Raw genomic sequence first — 15,816 nt, forward strand, 5'->3', positions numbered from 1 at the left:
TCGGCGATGCCCCAACTGACCCTCCCGCGGTTTAGGTTCATCCCTAATGACTCGGACCCATCATGGGCCCGCACGACCCAATCCCGGGAGAAATAGATGAAGCGCAGTACCAAGACCATGCGCCTCGCCGCGGTCGCCGCGGCCAGCGCTCTCGTGCTCGCCGCCTGTGGCGGCGGAGGCGACGACGGTGGAGACGACGAGGAGGCGAGCAGCTCGCGCTCCGACGGTGTGCTGACCTTCGGCACGCTGCTTCCCCAGACCGGTAGCCTCGCGTTCCTCGGCCCGCCGGAGTTCGCCGGCGTCGACCTCGCCGTCGAGGAGATCAACGAGGCAGGTGGCGTGCTCGGTGAGGACGTCGTCCACGTCCGTGGTGACTCCGGCGACACCGACACCGGCATCGCTCCCGCCGAGACCGACGCGCTGCTCGACGCCGACTCCGACGTCATCGTCGGCGCTGCGGCCTCGGGTGTCTCCCTGACCGTGATCGACAAGATCCTGTCGGCCGGGTCGGTCATGTTCTCGCCCGCCAACACCTCCACGGACTTCGACACCGGTGACTACGCCGAGCCGGACCTGTACTTCCGCACGGCTCCCTCGGACATCCTCCAGGGTGCGGTGCTGTCGAACCTGCTGATCCAGGACGGCAAGCAGAACGTCGCGATCCTGGCCCGCCAGGACTCCTACGGCGAGACCCTCGCCGAAGAGGTCGGCAACGGCCTGGAGGCGGCCGGCTCGACGGTGGCCGCGACGGTCTTCTACGGCGAGAACGCGCAGTCCTACGACTCGCAGGTCGCCGAGATCGAGGAGTCCGACCCCGACGCCGTGCTCCTGATCGCCTTCGAGGAGACCACGACGATCATCCCGCAGCTCGTGACCGCGGGGGTCGGTCCGCAGGACGTCGACACGTACTTCGTGGACGGCAACACCGCGGACTACTCCGAGGACCTGGATCCCGGCATCCTGGAGGGAACCAAGGGCACCATCCCCGGTGCCGACTCCGCCGGTGAGTTCCAGGACCGCCTGCTCGAGATCGACCCCGACCTCGACAGCTTCGCCTACGGTCCGGAGTCCTACGACTCGGTGATCGTCTCGGCACTCGCGGCCATCGCGGCCGAGAGTGATGCCGGTGACGCGATCGCGGAGAACATGGTCGACGTCACGCGCGAGGGCACCAAGTGCACCACCTTCCAGGAGTGCGCCGACCTGCTCGCCGAGGGTGAGGACATCGACTACGACGGCGTCTCCGGACCCATCGAGTTCGGCGAGACCGGCAGTCCGACGGCCGCGTCGATCGGCGTTTATGAGTTCGATGAGAACAACCAGAACAGCCCCATCGAGTTCATCGACGGAACGATCTGAGGATCGGCTGACGCAGCAACACCCAGCACGATGCCCCCGGAGCCTGGCTCCGGGGGCATCGTCGTGTCCGCGGCTCTAGCACCGGGGCAGCCCGTGCAGGTGGTCTCCAGGACGGGGAGCGCGACGGCCGTCCCCGGCCCGGCGCAGGATCGGAACGAGAACGACGACGCCGCCCGTCCCCGTGCGGGACGAGCGGCGCCGTGGGGGAGCCGGTGGGCGGCTCAGCCGGCCTTCTGGCCCAGCGTGCCCAGGTAGAGCTGGATGACCTTGGGGTCGTCGGCGAGGGAGCGGCCCGTGCCGGAGTAGGCGTTGCGGCCGTGGTCCAGCACGTACCCGCGGTCGCAGATCTGCAAGCAGCGCTTGGCGTTCTGCTCCACCATGACGACGGAGACGCCGGCCTTGTTGATGTTGCGCGTCTGCACGAACACCTCGTCCTGCAGCACGGGGGAGAGGCCGGCCGACGGCTCGTCGAGCAGCAGCACCTGGGGGTCCATCATGAGTGCCCGGCCCATCGCCACCATCTGGCGCTCGCCACCGGACAGGGACCCGGCGCGCTGCTTTCGACGCTCACCGAGCCTGGGGAAGATGTTGGTGACGAAGTCGAACCGCTCGGAGTACTTCTTGGGCTCCTGGTAGCAGCCCATCTCCAGGTTCTCCTCGATCGTCAGGCTCGGGAAGACGTTGTTGCTCTGCGGCACGAAGCCGATCCCGGCCGTCACGAGGGTGTCGGCCCGCTGGTTGGTGATCTTCTCGCCCTTGAGCTCCACCGTCCCGCTGTGGATGGTCACCAGGCCGAACAGTGCCTTGAGCAGCGTCGACTTCCCGGCGCCGTTGGGCCCGATGATGCCGACGAGCTCGCCCGGCTGGCAGTAGAGGTCGGTCCCGTTGAGGATGTTGACCCCCGGCAGGTAGCCGGCTGTGAGGTCGTCGGCTCGCAGCACGGCGCCGTCGGCCCCGGCCAGGTGCTTGTCGCGCTCGGCCTGCAGCTCCGGTGTCATGTCGTCAGTCATGCTCGGCCTCTCCCTTGAGCTCTTGCTCGGCTTCTCGATCGATCTCGCCCTCGTCCAGCTCGGTGATGTCGGTCTCGTGGTGTGCCCCGAGGTACGCATCGATGACGGCCTGGTCGGCCATCACCTGTGCGGGTGTGCCCTCGGCGACGATCGTGCCCTGGGCCATGACGATGACCCAGTCGGAGATGTCACGGACCATGTCCATGTCGTGCTCGACGAACAGCACGGTGCGGCCCTCGTCGCGCAGTGACTTCACGTGTCCCAGCAGGGACTGCTTCAGAGCCGGGTTCACACCGGCCATCGGCTCGTCGAGCATGATCAGCTCGGGGTCGACCATCAGGGAGCGTGCCATCTCCAGCAGCTTGCGCTGTCCGCCGGAGAGGGACCCCGCGAAGTCCTCGCGCTTGGCGTCGAGCTTGAACCGCGCCAGGATCGCGTCCGCACGCTGGGTGACCTCGTCCTCCTGCGCCTTCCACAGCGCCCGGAACGGGGCGGACCAGAACTTCTCGCCCCGCTGGCCCGTGGCGCCGAGTCGCATGTTCTCGATGACCGTGAGCTTGGAGAGCACCTTGGTGAGCTGGAACGTCCGGACCATGCCGCGGCGCGCCACCTTGTAGGCGGGGACTCGGGCGAGCGAGTGACCGTTGAAGGACCAGTCGCCGGAGTCGGGGACGTCGAACCCGGTGAGCAGGTTGAACAGCGTCGTCTTGCCGGCGCCGTTCGGTCCGATCAGGGCGGTGATGACGCCACGCTGGATCTCGACGTGATCGACGTCGACGGCCTTCAGGCCGCCGAACGTGCGCGTGATGTTCGATCCCTCGACGATCGGGTCGGGCTTGGGGACGCCGGGGCGGTTCTCGACCCCGGCGAGGGGGGTGGAGGTGGTCTCAGCGGGCATCGATCGCCAGCTCCTTCCGGTCTCCGAAGATTCCTTGGGGTCGATAGATCATCAGCAGCATCAGTCCCAGGCCGACGAGGATGAGCCGCACCAGGCTGGCCTGGATGTCGGTCATGATGAACGTCGGGATCAGCGGGTCGGCCCCGGACACGGCCTGGCTGAAGAACGAGCCGATGCCGGACATCAGGAACCAGAAGATGATGGCGCCGATGACGGGGCCGAGCACGCGCGCCGCACCGCCGATGAGCAGCGCGGTGTAGGCGAAGAACGTGAACTGCGTGGAGTAGTCGGTCGGGACCACCGACGCCTGCTTGAGGGCGTAGAAGATGCCGGCGATGCCACCGAACAGGCCACCGAGGATGAGTGCCTGCATCTTGTAGAAGTAGACGTTCTTGCCCAGCGAGCGGACGGCCTCCTCGTCCTCACGGATCGAGCGCAGCACGCGGCCCCAGGGGCTGCGCATGAGCAGCCACACCAGCAGGCAGGCCAGCGCGACGAGCACCCAGCCGACGGTGAGCGACCACAGGTCGCCGCGCCGGAAGGACACGATGCCCAGGTCGATGCCGCGGGCGTAGGGGTTCATGTCCTGGAAGGTGCCGGCGAAGCCGGTGAGTCCGTTGGAGCCGCCGAAGACGTCCTTGGTCTCCACGGCGCCGAAGACCAGGCGCAGGATCTCCGCCGTCGCGATCGTGGCGATGGCGAGGTAGTCCGCGCGCAGCCGCAGCGTGGGGACGCCGAGGATGATGGCCAGCACGACGGGGGCGATCAAACCCATGACGATGCCCAGCCAGAACGGCAGGTCCATGGTCACGACGGTCACGGAGAGCCCGTAGGCGCCGACGGCCATGAAGCCGGCTTGGCCGAAGTTCAGCAGGCCGGTGTAGCCGAAGTGGATGTTCAGGCCGATGGCGGCGAGGGCGAAGACGACCGCCTGCGGGCCCAGGGCCGAGGAGAGCGCTGCGTTGAGAATCTGTACGAAGTCCATGTCCGCCCCCTCAGCCGATCCGCTCACGTCGACCGAGGATCCCCTGCGGTCTGATCAACAGGATGAGGATGAGCACGATCAGCGCTCCTACTTCCTTGATGGAGGATGGCACCCCGAAGAGGGGCCCGACTTCGTACAGGATGCCGATGATCATCGAGCCCAGGAGCGCACCCCAGATGGTCCCGAGGCCGCCGAGGGTGACCGCGGCGAAGACCAGCAGCAGCAGCTTGAACCCCATCAGGAAGTTCACCTGGCTGTTGATGGCGAGCAGGCCGCCGGACAGTGCCGTCAGAGCGGTGCCGAGCACCCACACCCAGCGGATGACCCCGTCGACGTTGAGCCCGGAGGAGGCGGACAGGGCCGGGTTGTCGGCGACTGCGCGCATCGCCTTGCCGATGCGGGTCTTCATCAGGACGACGCACGTCACCGTCAGCACGACGAAGGCGACGACGATGATGCCGATCTCCTTCGGGGCCAGGGAGAAGATCCCGTAGTCCACCCGGGCCTGGGTGCCGTACTCCGAGAGCGAGCGGCGTGACCCGCCGAAGGTGTACTGGAAGATGTTGCGCAGGAACAGCCCGAAGCCGATCGAGACGATCATCATCGCGATGATCCCCACGCCCTTGCTGCGCAGGGGTTTCCACAGGATCTTGTCCTGCAGCCAGCCGAACACCGCTCCGGCGAGCACCGCCGCGACGACGGCGTAGATGACCGGAAGGCCGAGACCGCGGTTCGCGACGTACGTGGCGATGGCGCCGAAGGTGATCAGCTCACCGTGCGAGAAGTTCGTGAGCTTCGTGGTGCCGAAGATCAGGTTGAGCCCGAGCGCGGCGAGGCCGACGATCATGCCGAACTTGATGCCGCCGAGCAGCGCGGTCGTGAACCTCTCGCCGAACGGCGTCTCGACCCGCTCGGCCGCGCCGATCTGGAACTGGGCCGAGTTGGCGCCGTCGAGCACGGCGTTGACCTCTCGCTCGGTGCTGCCGTCGAACTCGACGCCGGCCGGCAGGGTGTCCGGGTCGAGCTCCACCGTGTACCCACCGGGCCCGGGGATCCCGACGAAGACGCGGCCCTCGTCGTTCGTGACGCTCTCGCCGACGGCCTCGCCCTCGGCGGTGGAGACGCTCAGCGTGACGCCGGGGATCGGCTCGCCGTCCTCGGCGCTGTTCAGCAGCACGACACTGATGAAGGCGCCCTCGGGCGGACCGCTGTCCTGCTCGGCCGGGTCGTCGCCGGGCTCCTGTGGAGCGTCGTTGGCTGGGGCGCTCGGGCTGGGCGATGGCGCTGCGGTCGCTGCGACACTCAGTGGTGCCAGCAGGACCATCAGCGCCAGGAACGCCGAGACGAGGACCTTGGGTGTCAGTCGCACGCAGGACTCCTGGTGAGGATGGGCAGCGCTCGTGGCGCAGTCGTCCGGGGGAGCATAACTCCACAAGGGAGTCACATGTCCGGAGTCGAGCCCTTGGCGGGTAACGGTTCTGTGAAGTTGCCTCAGGCCAGCACGACGGCGAGCTGCGTCAGCAGGGGTGCCACGAGCAGTGCGGGCAGCAGATCGGCCACCGGGATCCGCTTGATCTCGAGCAGCCGCAGGGCGACTCCGATGAGGATGAGGCCTCCCGTGGCGGTGACGGCGAGCAGGTGCGGCTCGGGCAGCAGGGTGCCGACGAGGACGCCGACAAGGGTGAGGCTGCCCTGGATGAGACCGACCGACAGCGCGGAGACCATCACGCCGATGCCGAAGGACGCGGCGAAGGCCAGCGACGCGAAGCCGTCGAGCACGGACTTGAGCAGCAGCTGCTCGGCGCCGTTGCCCAGGCCCTCGTTGAGGGAGCCGATGATGGTCAGCGGACCGACGCAGAACACGAGCGAGCTGACGACGAAGCCCTCCACGAAGCGGTCGCGATCGCCCTCACCGCCACGCGTGAGGCGCCGCTGGAGCCATCCGCCGAGGTCGTCGAGCCGTTGCTCGAGCCGGGCCCAGGCGCCGATGATCGCGCCGACGGCGAGCGAGCCGAGGACGACCAGGGTGGGTGCGCCGCGGCCCGTGGAGTCCACGAGCGCGGGTGCGGCCACGTCCATCGCGGCGTCGGCGGCGATGAGCAGCGTGACCAGTCCCAGGGCCGTCGTCACCGCGGTGCGGACACGCTCCGGCAGGCGGTGGCCGATGAGCAGCCCGAGGCCCGAGCCGACGAGCACCGTCACGACGTTGGTCAGCGTCCCGACGCCGGTCACCATGCTCCGGGCCTCACCGGTCGTCCACCCTGTACGCTCCCCTACCTGTTGACCCACTCTTCCCCGTGGTCCTCGGACAGCGAACAGTGTGACACTTGCGTCACGGCGTGTCCGCGCCACCGACAGCTGGAGGCTCGATGTCCCATCGTTCGCCGGTCGTGCTGCGTGACGCGGCGCGCGAGGACGCCGCGGCCCTCGCCGCCCTGTGGTCGGAGTGCGCGGCCGCCACCGATGACGAGGACGAGGCCTTCGCGCAGCAGAGCCAGTGGCGTGAGCCGTCCGTCCCGGAGGCCATGGAGGCACTGGAGATCCACCTCGGGCACCCGGGCAAGCGCATCATCGTCGCGCTCGTGGACGACGAGCTGGTGGGTGCCACGGTGTGCGACCTGAGCACGATGACGCCGGTGACCATGACGCGGATCCTGCGGGTCACCGACATCCAGGTGTCGCCGCGGTTCCGGCGCCGTTCGATCGCCCTGACGCTGCTGTCGGCGGCGGCCTCCTACGGCGAGGAGCACGACTGCGAGGTGGTGGTGGCCGCCATCCCGACCCGGGCCCGGGAGCCGCACCGCTACTTCACGAAGATCGGCTTCGGCCAGGTCGCCGTCGTCCGGGCGATCCAGGCCAGCAAGCTGCGCTCGCACGTCTCCGGCAAGGTGACGCACTCCCGCGACACCGGTCGCCTCATCGCGATGCGACGCACGCTGCGCCGCCGCGCGGGCGAGCGGCTCGAGGGCTGACCGCCGCACGGACCGACGTCGGAGGCACCCTCTAGAGTCGGCCGGGTGGACCGACTCCTGCTGATCGACGGTCACTCCGTCGCCTACCGAGCCTTCTTCGCCCTGCCGGTCGAGAACTTCTCCACCACCACGGGGCAGCACACCAACGCCGTCTTCGGCTTCACGTCGATGCTGATCAACGTCCTGCGCGACGAGCAGCCCACGCACGTCGCCGTGGCCTTCGACGTCTCGCGCCAGACCTTCCGCGTCGCGGAGTACGCCGACTACAAGGGCAACCGCAGCGCGTCACCCACGGAGTTCAAGGGCCAGGTCGACCTCATCAAGGAGGTCGTCGGTGCCCTGGGCATCACCATGCTGGAGAAGGACGGCTTCGAGGCGGACGACGTCATCGGCACGCTCACCACCCAGGCCGAGGCGGCGGGCATGGAGGTGCTCATCTGCACCGGCGACCGCGACGCGCTGCAGCTGGTCACCGAGACCACGACCGTCCTGTACCCCCGCAAGGGCGTCTCGGACCTCGTGCGCATGACGCCCGCCGCGGTGCAGGACAAGTACGGCGTCGCGCCCGAGCACTACCCCGAGATCGCGGCCCTGGTGGGCGAGGCCAGCGACAACCTCCCGGGCGTGCCCGGTGTGGGGCCCAAGACCGCCGCCAAGTGGATCAACCAGCACGGCTCGCTGGAGGCGCTCGTCGCCGCCGTCGACCAGGTGCCGGGCAAGGCGGGGGAGTCGCTGCGCGAGCACCTCGACTCCGTCCTGCGCAACCGCCGCATCAACGCCCTCGTCCGCGACCTGGAGCTCACGGCCGCGCCGGCGGAGACCGCGTTCACGACGCAGTGGAACCGCGACGCCATCCACCAGGTCTTCGACGCGCTGGAGTTCGCGGCCCTGCGCACCCGCCTGTTCGAGTACCTCGGCGGGGGCGACGAGTCCTCCACCGAGGCGGCCTCGGTGGAGGTGGCGGTCGACGTCGTCCCCGCCAACGGCGTGGCCGGCTGGCTCACCGAGCACGTCGGCCCAAACTCCAGCGGCCCAGACTCCGTCGACCCGGCCCCCGTGGGCCTGGAGGTCACGGGGCAGGTGCGGCCCGTGGGGGCCCGTGCCGAGCACGTCACGATCGCCACGGAGGCCGGGCGGGCGGCATGGATCGACGTCGAGGGGCTCAGCCCGGACGACGACCGCGCCCTGGCCGCGTGGCTGGCCGACGCCTCCCGGCCCAAGGTCCTGCACGACGGCAAGGGGCAGCAGCACGCGCTGGCCGCCCAGGGCTGGACGCTCGCCGGCGTCGTCGCCGACACCGCGCTCGGTGCCTACCTCGTGCGCCCGGACCAGCGCTCCTACGACCTTGCCGACCTCTCCCTGCGTCACCTCAAGCGCGAGCTCACGGTGGGCGACGACTCCGGCCAGCTGGCCTTCGACGACGACTCCGCCGGGGCCGAGGGAGCCGCCCAGCGCGCCCGCGCCGCGCTCGACCTCTGGGCCGTGCTGCGCGAGGAGCTGGAGCAGCAGGACTCGCTCGACCTCCTGCAGGACCTCGAGCTGCCGCTCGTCGACGTCCTGCTCGCCATGGAGCAGGTCGGCATCGCCGTCGACACCGAGCACCTCGACACCCTGCACGCCGAGTTCACCGAGCGGATGCTGGCCGCGGCGCAGGAAGCCTACGACGTCCTCGAGAGTGAGCTCGGCGTCAGGGACGAGATCAACCTCGGCTCGCCCAAGCAGCTGCAGGTGGTGCTGTTCGAGAAGCTGGACATGCCCAAGACCAAGCGCACCAAGACCGGGTACACCACCGACGCGGAGGCGCTGCAGCAGCTGTACGTCAAGACCGAGCACCCGTTCCTGCAGCACCTGCTCGCCCACCGCGACGTCACCCGGCTGCGCCAGACGGTGGAGGGCCTGCAGAAGACCGTCCAGGCCGACGGTCGCATCCACACCACGTACTTCCAGACGATCGCCGCCACGGGGCGGCTCAGCTCGGCCGACCCGAACCTGCAGAACATCCCCATCCGCACGGAGTCCGGGCGCCGCATCCGGGAGGCGTTCTGCGTCGGCTCGGGCTTCGAGACCCTGCTCACCGCCGACTACAGCCAGATCGAGATGCGGATCATGGCGCACCTGTCCGAGGACGCTGACCTCATCGAGGCGTTCCGCTCCGGACACGACTTCCACACCGTCATGGCGGCCAAGGTCTTCGAGCGCGACCCCTCCGACATCGACGGCGGACTGCGCGCCCGCATCAAGGCGATGAACTACGGCCTCGCCTACGGACTGTCCGCCTACGGCCTGAGCCAGCAGCTGCAGATCACCACCGGCGAGGCCCAGGCCCTGATGGACGACTACTTCGAGACCTTCGGTGGCGTGCGCGACTACCTCAACGGCGTGGTCGACGAGGCACGGCAGACGGGCTTCACGGCCACCATCATGGGCCGCCGCCGCTACCTGCCGGACCTGCAGAGCGACAACCGCCAGCGCCGCGAGATGGCCGAGCGGATGGCGCTCAACGCGCCCATCCAGGGCTCCGCGGCCGACATCATCAAGGTCGCGATGCTCGGCGTGGACAAGGCTCTCACCGAGGCCGGACTCGCCTCACGCATGCTGCTGCAGGTGCACGACGAGCTGGTGCTCGACGTCGCCGCGGGGGAGCGCGACGAGGTCGAGGTGCTCGTGCGTCGAGAGATGGCCGGCGCCGCAGACCTCTCCGTCCCGCTCGACGTCTCCGTCGGCACCGGCTGCACGTGGCACGAGGCCGCGCACTGATTCAGGCGGGTGAGGAGCTCGCCGCGTCCGTGGACCGGCCGGGCACGAACCACACCACCACGGCCAGCACCGCGGCCACGGTGGCCATGATCGTCACCAGGCCGGTGACGTGCACGTCGATCGCGTAGGCCGCCACCAGGACGGCGGCCACGGCGGCCCACACCAGCACGACCACGCCGTGGGCGTGGCGGGCGAGCGCGTCGAAGACGAGCACGTGCACGACGGCCAGCAGCGAGCCGGCGAGGGCGAACAGCCAGAGGCGGTCCGCCACCTCCGTGTACTGGTCGCCGCCCACGAGGACCAGGGCCACCCGGGGAAGCAGGGCGGTGGCCAGCACGGCCACCGCACCGAGCCCGGCCACGACCGTGACGGCCAGGATGCGTGAGCGCGAGGTGTCGTCCCGCGCCAGCGCCGGGTACAGCACGACGCTCACGAACTGCGGCATGAAGAGCGCTGCCTTGGCGAGCACGAGACCCGATGCGTACAGGCCCGCGTCGTGCGCGTCGAGGATGTTGCGGGCCACGAGCGCGTCGATGTTGCTGAGCACGAAGTAGGCCAGCAGCGCGTGCGAGCCCAGGACGGCCTCGCGCAGGAAGGAGCGTCGGTGGCCCTTGGCGTGCAGGGGGTCGCTGCCACGCAGCAGCCGCACGCCGACGAGGACGGGCAGCCAGGCGCCGATGGCGACGCCGAGCATCGCGCTCGTGGCCGTGGGGGTGACGGCCAGGGCGGTGGCGCCGCCGAGCACCCGGCCGAGCCCGGCGACGGCGTAGACGCCGGACAGCAGTCGCCAGCGCTCCGACCCCTGCGCGATGCCGAACTGTGCGCCCACCACGGTCATCGGCACCAGGGCCAGGCCGCAGAGCGCCACAGGAAGGTAGGAGTCGAGCCGCAGCAGCGGCGTCAGCACGACCGTGGACGCGGCGACCCCGGCTCCCACGGCGAGGGCGACGGCGGCGGTCACGCTGATCGTCGTGGCGACGACGTCGCTGGCACGGTCGCGCAGCAGCGCGAGCCGTCGGGCCGTGGTGGCCTGCAGGCCCAGTGCGGCGACGTTCCCGACCAGGATGATGCCCAGCAGCGCGGTGACGGCGCCGAACTCCTGCGGGGCCAGGATGCGCGCCGCGGCCACCGTGAAGAGGTAGGCGGCCGCGTTCATCACGACCATGCCGAGGGCCACCAGCGAGCCCCCGCCCACTCGTTCCCTGACGTCGCTCACGTCGAAAGACTATCCGGGCGGGTGCTGCCGCGCGGGCCACCGGCGAGTCCCCTGGAACGGCAGGACCAAAGTCCCGTTACTCGTGCGTAACCGAATTGAAACCTGCATGTCGCGAACGATTCACGCGTTCACGTGGTCTGATGACCTCGGGAGGGAGTCCCACGCAACGTCGTCGTGCCATCGTGGCCTGCGGCGTGGGTCCACAATGCCATGAAGAATCAGTTCCTCACCGGACTGGGCCTGGCCGTCGCCGCAGCAGCATCCGTGCTGCTCGGAGACGCGCTCGGCCTGGATCTGGTCCACGTCACCATCCTCGGGGTCGCCATCGGCGCCGCCGTCGTCCTCGTCCCTGACAGCTCTCGCGTCGGCCGCATCGTCGGCCTGCTCATGGGTGTCGGGCTCACCTGGTTCGCCTATGCGCTGCGGGCCGGCTTCCTGCCGGACACCGACCTCGCTCGGGCGATCGCCTTCTTCGGCGTCTTCCTCGTGGCCGCCGGCATCGCCGCCGCGAGCGCCGGTCGGCTTCCCCTGTGGTCGATCCTCGCCGGGGTCGCCGCCCTCGCGGGCGCGTACGAGTTCACCTTCGACGCCAACCCGCCACTGTTCACGTCCGAGTCCGTCGTCGCGGTCACCTCGGTCCTGCTCACGGTGATGCTCGGCGCCCTCGTGGCCGCGCTCACCACCCCGGTCGCGACCCCGACCGACACGACGGCCGACGCACCAGCCCATCCAGCGGCCGACGAGCCCCAGCACCGAGAGACGGAGGACGTCCGATGAGGACCTCCAAGAAGACCACCACGCTCATCGCCTCCGGCGCGGCCCTCGCCGTGGCCGCCGCGGCCCTGGCAGCGCCCGGTGCTGCCGCTGCCGAGTCCGTGGACGGCGAGGTCAACATCTCCAACACCGAGACCGTCTCCGTGCTCATGGGTGCCGACGGTGAGGTCGACGCGCAGCGCGTCTACGACCAGCTCGTGCTCAGCGGCAAGGGCACGGTCGACGTCAGCAACCCCGTCTCCACCGACGGCCTGCGCAACCTGGACGGGTTCAGCGGCTGGGAGGTCACCGACGGCGCCCAGCGCATCAAGACCGACGTCGACGGCGAGCAGAAGTACCGCTCCGTCGCCAACTACGACAAGGACCTCCCGGTCTCCATCGACGTCCGCTACACGCTCGACGGCAAGAAGGTCGAGCCCGGCGACGTCGTCGGCGAGAGCGGTGAGCTCGAGGTCAGCTACACGGTGACCAACGAGACCGCCGAGCAGCAGGAGGTGGAGTACGCCGACGGCGAGGGCAACACCAAGACGTCGCTGCAGGCCGTCGTGATCCCGATGGTCGGCTCGATGACCACGGTGCTCCCGTCCACGTTCCGCAACGTCGAGACCGAGGGCGCCAACGCCGCCGGCGACGGCAAGGGCGGCACGCAGCTCTCCTTCACCATGACGCTCTTCCCGCCGATCGGCTCGGATCGCGCCACGTTCGGCTACAAGGCCACCATCGAGGACGGCGTCGTCCCCGAGGCCAGCCTGTCCCTGCTGCCGGTCAACCCGCTGGAGAACACCTCCTTCAAGGGCGGCGCGGCCAGCTACAAGGGCGGCGCCGACTCCGGCACCGACCTCACCGCCGGTGCGGTGACGATCGACGAGAACCTGCTCAAGATCCGCGACGGTGCCAACGACCTCGTCGACGGCCTCATCCAGCTGCGCGACGGCGCCAACGAGCTCAACACCGGCCTGGCCGGCAAGGCAGCACCCGGTGCGGCCGAGCTGGCGGCAGGTGCGGGGCAGCTCAGCTCGGGAGCCGGTGAGCTCGATGCCGGTGCCAAGAAGCTGGACGCCGGCGCCGGCGAGCTGCGTGCCGGTACGAGGGACCTCGACGCCGGAGCGAGCAAGCTCGCCAAGGGCGCGGGGGATCTCTCCAAGGGCCTCAATGACGCCAAGGCCGGTGCGCCGGCGCTCATCACGGGCGTGCAGGAGCTCAAGGCTGGTGCCGAGCGAGTGGATGCCGGTCTGCAGCAGCTCAACTCCGGTGTCTCTGCGGGGGGTCAGGAGTTCAAGGACACCTTCGCGGGCTCAGTCGACGGCGGTATGGCCCAAGTGATCACGGGTCTCACGCCCGCCATCAACGGCGCGCTCGACAACTTGAACGCCCTGGTGCAGGACTCAGAGACGGCGACTCCCTTGGAGAAGGGCACCTTCGACGCCAATGTTCAGGGCACCAAGTCCGCTCTGGTGGCTGGTCTCACCAACGCGCTGACCGGCGCGGAAGGCCTGGCCCCAGCGCTCAAGAGTGGCGTCAACGATGGCGTCGACGAGCTCACCGGTGGTGTCGCCGGTGGTGTGGGAACGCCGACCTCGACAGTCCCCCTCCCGGACGGTGGGACTGGGCCGAGTCTGCGCAATGGCGTCGGCCAGCTGATTGCCGGCCTCGGCGAGCTCGAGACCAAGGGTGGCGGTCTGGTCGACGGCATCAACCAGCTCGCCGCGGGCGGGAATCAGCTCAAGGCCGGCACGGGCGACCTCAAGGACGGCACGGGCAAGCTCCGGACCGGCGCGGGAACCCTGGCCGGTGGCACGGGCGACCTGTCGGACGGCACGGGTCCGCTCTCGGCCGGCTCGGGCGAGCTCGCCACGGGGGCCGGCACGCTGTCGGCGGGCCTGGGCGACGCGGCGAGCGGCTCCGGTCAGCTGGCCGAGGGCCTGCAGACTGCTGCGGAGAGCGCGCCCGACCTGCCCGAGGGCGCCCAGCAGCTGTCCGACGAGGGCACCTCGCAGCTGGTCAACGTCGGCAACGGCACGGCGATGGACTACGGCCTCAAGTACGCGCTGATCGAGGCCGGGTCCGCCCGTGCCGCGAGCACGCAGCCGTACGGCAGCCCGTCGGAGTCCAGCGAGCTCACGGCCTACAAGTACGAGCTGGCCGGTGAGACGGGGCAGACGTCGGGCAACGCCAAGCGCGGCATCGCGGTGGCGCTGCTGGCCGCCGGTGCGCTGGCCCTCATGGCGCTGCGGCGTCGGGGCAGCGTGGTCTGAGCTCGATCCATCCCGCCGACGGCGCGTCATCTCACCCGAGATGGCGCGCCGTCGGCGTTCCCAGGACCCGCTGCATCGGTGCCTGAGCAACCCAGTGGCGCGACATTCGGTTGCGGACGCACCCATCAACCCTGGACCCCGGGATCGGTGCCTCAGCAACCCAGAGATCGCTCATTGGGTTGCACACGCACCGATCCGACCTCCGCGGCTGCTCCGGGCCCTCTCCAACGGCCATCGCGTCGTTAGGGTGAGCACATGAGTGCCGCTGACGACCTGTGCCGCTTCATCGACGCCTCGCCGTCGTCCTTCCATGCCTGCCACACCGCAGCCGAGGCGCTGGAGGCAGAGGGGTGGGTCCGCCTCGAGGAGGCCGATCCCTGGCCCACGGAGACGGGGCGGCACTACGTCATCCGGGGCGGGTCGCTCGTGGCCTGGTCGACGTCGGGAGACGACGCCCCGCACACGCCCTTCCGGGTGGTCGGCGCGCACACCGACAGCCCGAACCTGCGCCTCAAGCAGCAGCACGACCTCCTGCACGACGGCATCAGCGGCGTGGCGCTCGAGCCGTACGGGGGAGTGCTGCTCACCACGTGGCTCGACCGCGATCTCGGCATCGCCGGCCGCATAGTTCTGCGCGACGGCACCGAGCACCTCGTGCACGTCGACGAGCCGGTGCTGCGCGTCCCCAACCTCGCCATCCACCTGGACCGTGACCAGGCTGCCGGGACGCCGGACAAGCAGCGGCACCTCAACGCGGTCTGGGGCCTGGGGGAGGGCCGCTTCCTGGACTGGGTCGGCAAGCGCAGCGGGTTCCGCGCCGACGACGTCCTGGGCCATGAGCTGATGGCCTGCCCGACGCAGCCGTGCGAGCGGGTCGGAGCCGACGGCGCCCTCGTCGCCGCACCGCGGCTGGACAACCAGGCCACGTGCTTCTCCGGCCTGCAGGCGTTGCTCGGTGCAGACGCCGTGCCCGGCGTCCGGCCGGTGTTGGTGATGTTCGACCACGAGGAGATCGGCAGCACCTCCGAGCGGGGTGCGCAGTCCGAGCTGCTCACCACGGTGCTGGAGCGCATCGTCCTCGCTGCCGGGGGTGGCCGCGACGACTACCACCGGGCGATCGCCTCCTCCGTGTGCGCCTCGGGCGACATGGCCCACGCCACCCACCCCAACCACGTGGACAAGCACGAGCCGCTGCACCGCATCACGATGGGCGGCGGACCGGTCCTGAAGGTGAACCAGAACCTGCGCTACGCCACCGAGCCCGTCGGTACGGCGGCCTTCGCGCTGGCCTGCGAGCAGGCCGGCGTCCCGCTGCAGCGCTACGTCCACCGGGCCGACCTGCCCTGCGGATCGACCATCGGGCCCCTCAGTGCGGCCCGTACGGGCATGACCACCGTCGACGTCGGAGCGCCCCAGCTGGCCATGCACTCCATCCGCGAGACGATGGCCGCAGCCGACGTCGACCTTTACACCCGGGCCCTCACCGCCTTCCTCGCACCCGAGGCCCGATCCGGTCCCGGGCCGGAGGGTCCCGGCTTCCACTTCCGGGGCCCGGTCGCGTAGTCTGGTCGATGCGCTGGCGGCCTGTGC

At 69.9% G+C, this 15,816-nt stretch carries 12 protein-coding genes; 6 read left to right on the plus strand and 6 right to left on the minus strand.

Annotation, left to right across the window (positions count from 1 at the left end; translation table 11 throughout):
* Nucleotides 1-96 precede the first annotated feature (96 nt).
* Nucleotides 97-1,359, plus strand: a complete 1,263-nt coding sequence (locus ACHAAC_RS05040) for an ABC transporter substrate-binding protein (RefSeq protein ID WP_435714946.1) — start codon at nucleotides 97-99, stop codon at nucleotides 1,357-1,359.
* A gap of 221 nt (nucleotides 1,360-1,580) precedes the next feature.
* On the opposite strand, the gene ACHAAC_RS05045 is transcribed toward ACHAAC_RS05040, so the two are convergent.
* The 5 genes from ACHAAC_RS05045 to ACHAAC_RS05065 form a co-directional block, all read right to left on the minus strand.
* The gene (locus ACHAAC_RS05045) at nucleotides 1,581-2,369 is read right to left on the minus strand and encodes an ABC transporter ATP-binding protein (RefSeq protein WP_435714948.1); all 789 of its coding nucleotides are present in this window, start codon (nucleotides 2,367-2,369) and stop codon (nucleotides 1,581-1,583) included.
* Nucleotides 2,362-3,267 (minus strand): ABC transporter ATP-binding protein, encoded by a 906-nt coding sequence (locus ACHAAC_RS05050; RefSeq protein WP_435714949.1) that lies wholly within the window; start codon nucleotides 3,265-3,267, stop codon nucleotides 2,362-2,364. The genes ACHAAC_RS05045 and ACHAAC_RS05050 overlap by 8 nt, the downstream gene beginning before the upstream one ends.
* Nucleotides 3,257-4,252, minus strand: coding sequence for a branched-chain amino acid ABC transporter permease (locus tag ACHAAC_RS05055; RefSeq protein ID WP_435714951.1), 996 nt, complete (start codon nucleotides 4,250-4,252; stop codon nucleotides 3,257-3,259). The genes ACHAAC_RS05050 and ACHAAC_RS05055 overlap by 11 nt, the downstream gene beginning before the upstream one ends.
* 10 nt (nucleotides 4,253-4,262) lie before the next feature.
* Nucleotides 4,263-5,621, minus strand: a complete 1,359-nt coding sequence (locus ACHAAC_RS05060; protein WP_435714953.1) for a branched-chain amino acid ABC transporter permease — start codon at nucleotides 5,619-5,621, stop codon at nucleotides 4,263-4,265.
* Between the two features lie 122 nt (nucleotides 5,622-5,743).
* Nucleotides 5,744-6,487: a DUF554 domain-containing protein gene (locus tag ACHAAC_RS05065; RefSeq protein WP_435714955.1), complete on the minus strand. Its 744-nt coding sequence runs from the start codon at nucleotides 6,485-6,487 to the stop codon at nucleotides 5,744-5,746.
* Nucleotides 6,488-6,621: 134 nt separating this feature from the next.
* Between ACHAAC_RS05065 and ACHAAC_RS05070 the strand changes: the two genes are divergently transcribed.
* Together ACHAAC_RS05070 and polA are read left to right on the plus strand one after the other, a co-directional pair.
* Nucleotides 6,622-7,224 carry a GNAT family N-acetyltransferase gene (locus tag ACHAAC_RS05070; RefSeq protein ID WP_435714956.1) on the plus strand — a complete coding sequence of 201 codons (603 nt, stop codon included), beginning with the start codon at nucleotides 6,622-6,624 and terminating at the stop codon, nucleotides 7,222-7,224.
* A gap of 45 nt (nucleotides 7,225-7,269) precedes the next feature.
* Nucleotides 7,270-9,981 (plus strand): DNA polymerase I, encoded by a 2,712-nt coding sequence (polA, locus tag ACHAAC_RS05075; RefSeq protein ID WP_435714957.1) that lies wholly within the window; start codon nucleotides 7,270-7,272, stop codon nucleotides 9,979-9,981.
* A 1-nt stretch (nucleotide 9,982) separates the two neighbouring features.
* Here the strand turns inward: polA and ACHAAC_RS05080 are convergent, their stop codons facing one another.
* Nucleotides 9,983-11,197 carry a lipopolysaccharide biosynthesis protein gene (locus ACHAAC_RS05080; protein ID WP_435714959.1) on the minus strand — a complete coding sequence of 405 codons (1,215 nt, stop codon included), beginning with the start codon at nucleotides 11,195-11,197 and terminating at the stop codon, nucleotides 9,983-9,985.
* 210 nt (nucleotides 11,198-11,407) lie between these two features.
* Here ACHAAC_RS05080 and ACHAAC_RS05085 point away from each other — a divergent pair, with 210 nt between their 5' ends.
* The 3 genes from ACHAAC_RS05085 (at nucleotide 11,408) to ACHAAC_RS05095 (ending at nucleotide 15,789) form a co-directional block, all read left to right on the plus strand.
* Nucleotides 11,408-11,974, plus strand: a complete 567-nt coding sequence (locus tag ACHAAC_RS05085; protein WP_435714961.1) for a hypothetical protein — start codon at nucleotides 11,408-11,410, stop codon at nucleotides 11,972-11,974.
* Nucleotides 11,971-14,226 (plus strand): hypothetical protein, encoded by a 2,256-nt coding sequence (locus ACHAAC_RS05090; protein ID WP_435714963.1) that lies wholly within the window; start codon nucleotides 11,971-11,973, stop codon nucleotides 14,224-14,226. Before ACHAAC_RS05085 ends, ACHAAC_RS05090 begins: the two co-directional genes overlap by 4 nt.
* A 255-nt stretch (nucleotides 14,227-14,481) precedes the next feature.
* On the plus strand, nucleotides 14,482-15,789 hold the full coding sequence (locus ACHAAC_RS05095) for a M18 family aminopeptidase (protein ID WP_435714964.1): 1,308 nt from the start codon (nucleotides 14,482-14,484) through the stop codon (nucleotides 15,787-15,789).
* Nucleotides 15,790-15,816: the final 27 nt, after the last annotated feature.

Source organism: Aeromicrobium sp. CF4.19 (genome assembly GCF_051262555.1).
Classification (GTDB): Bacteria; Actinomycetota; Actinomycetes; order Propionibacteriales; family Nocardioidaceae; genus Aeromicrobium.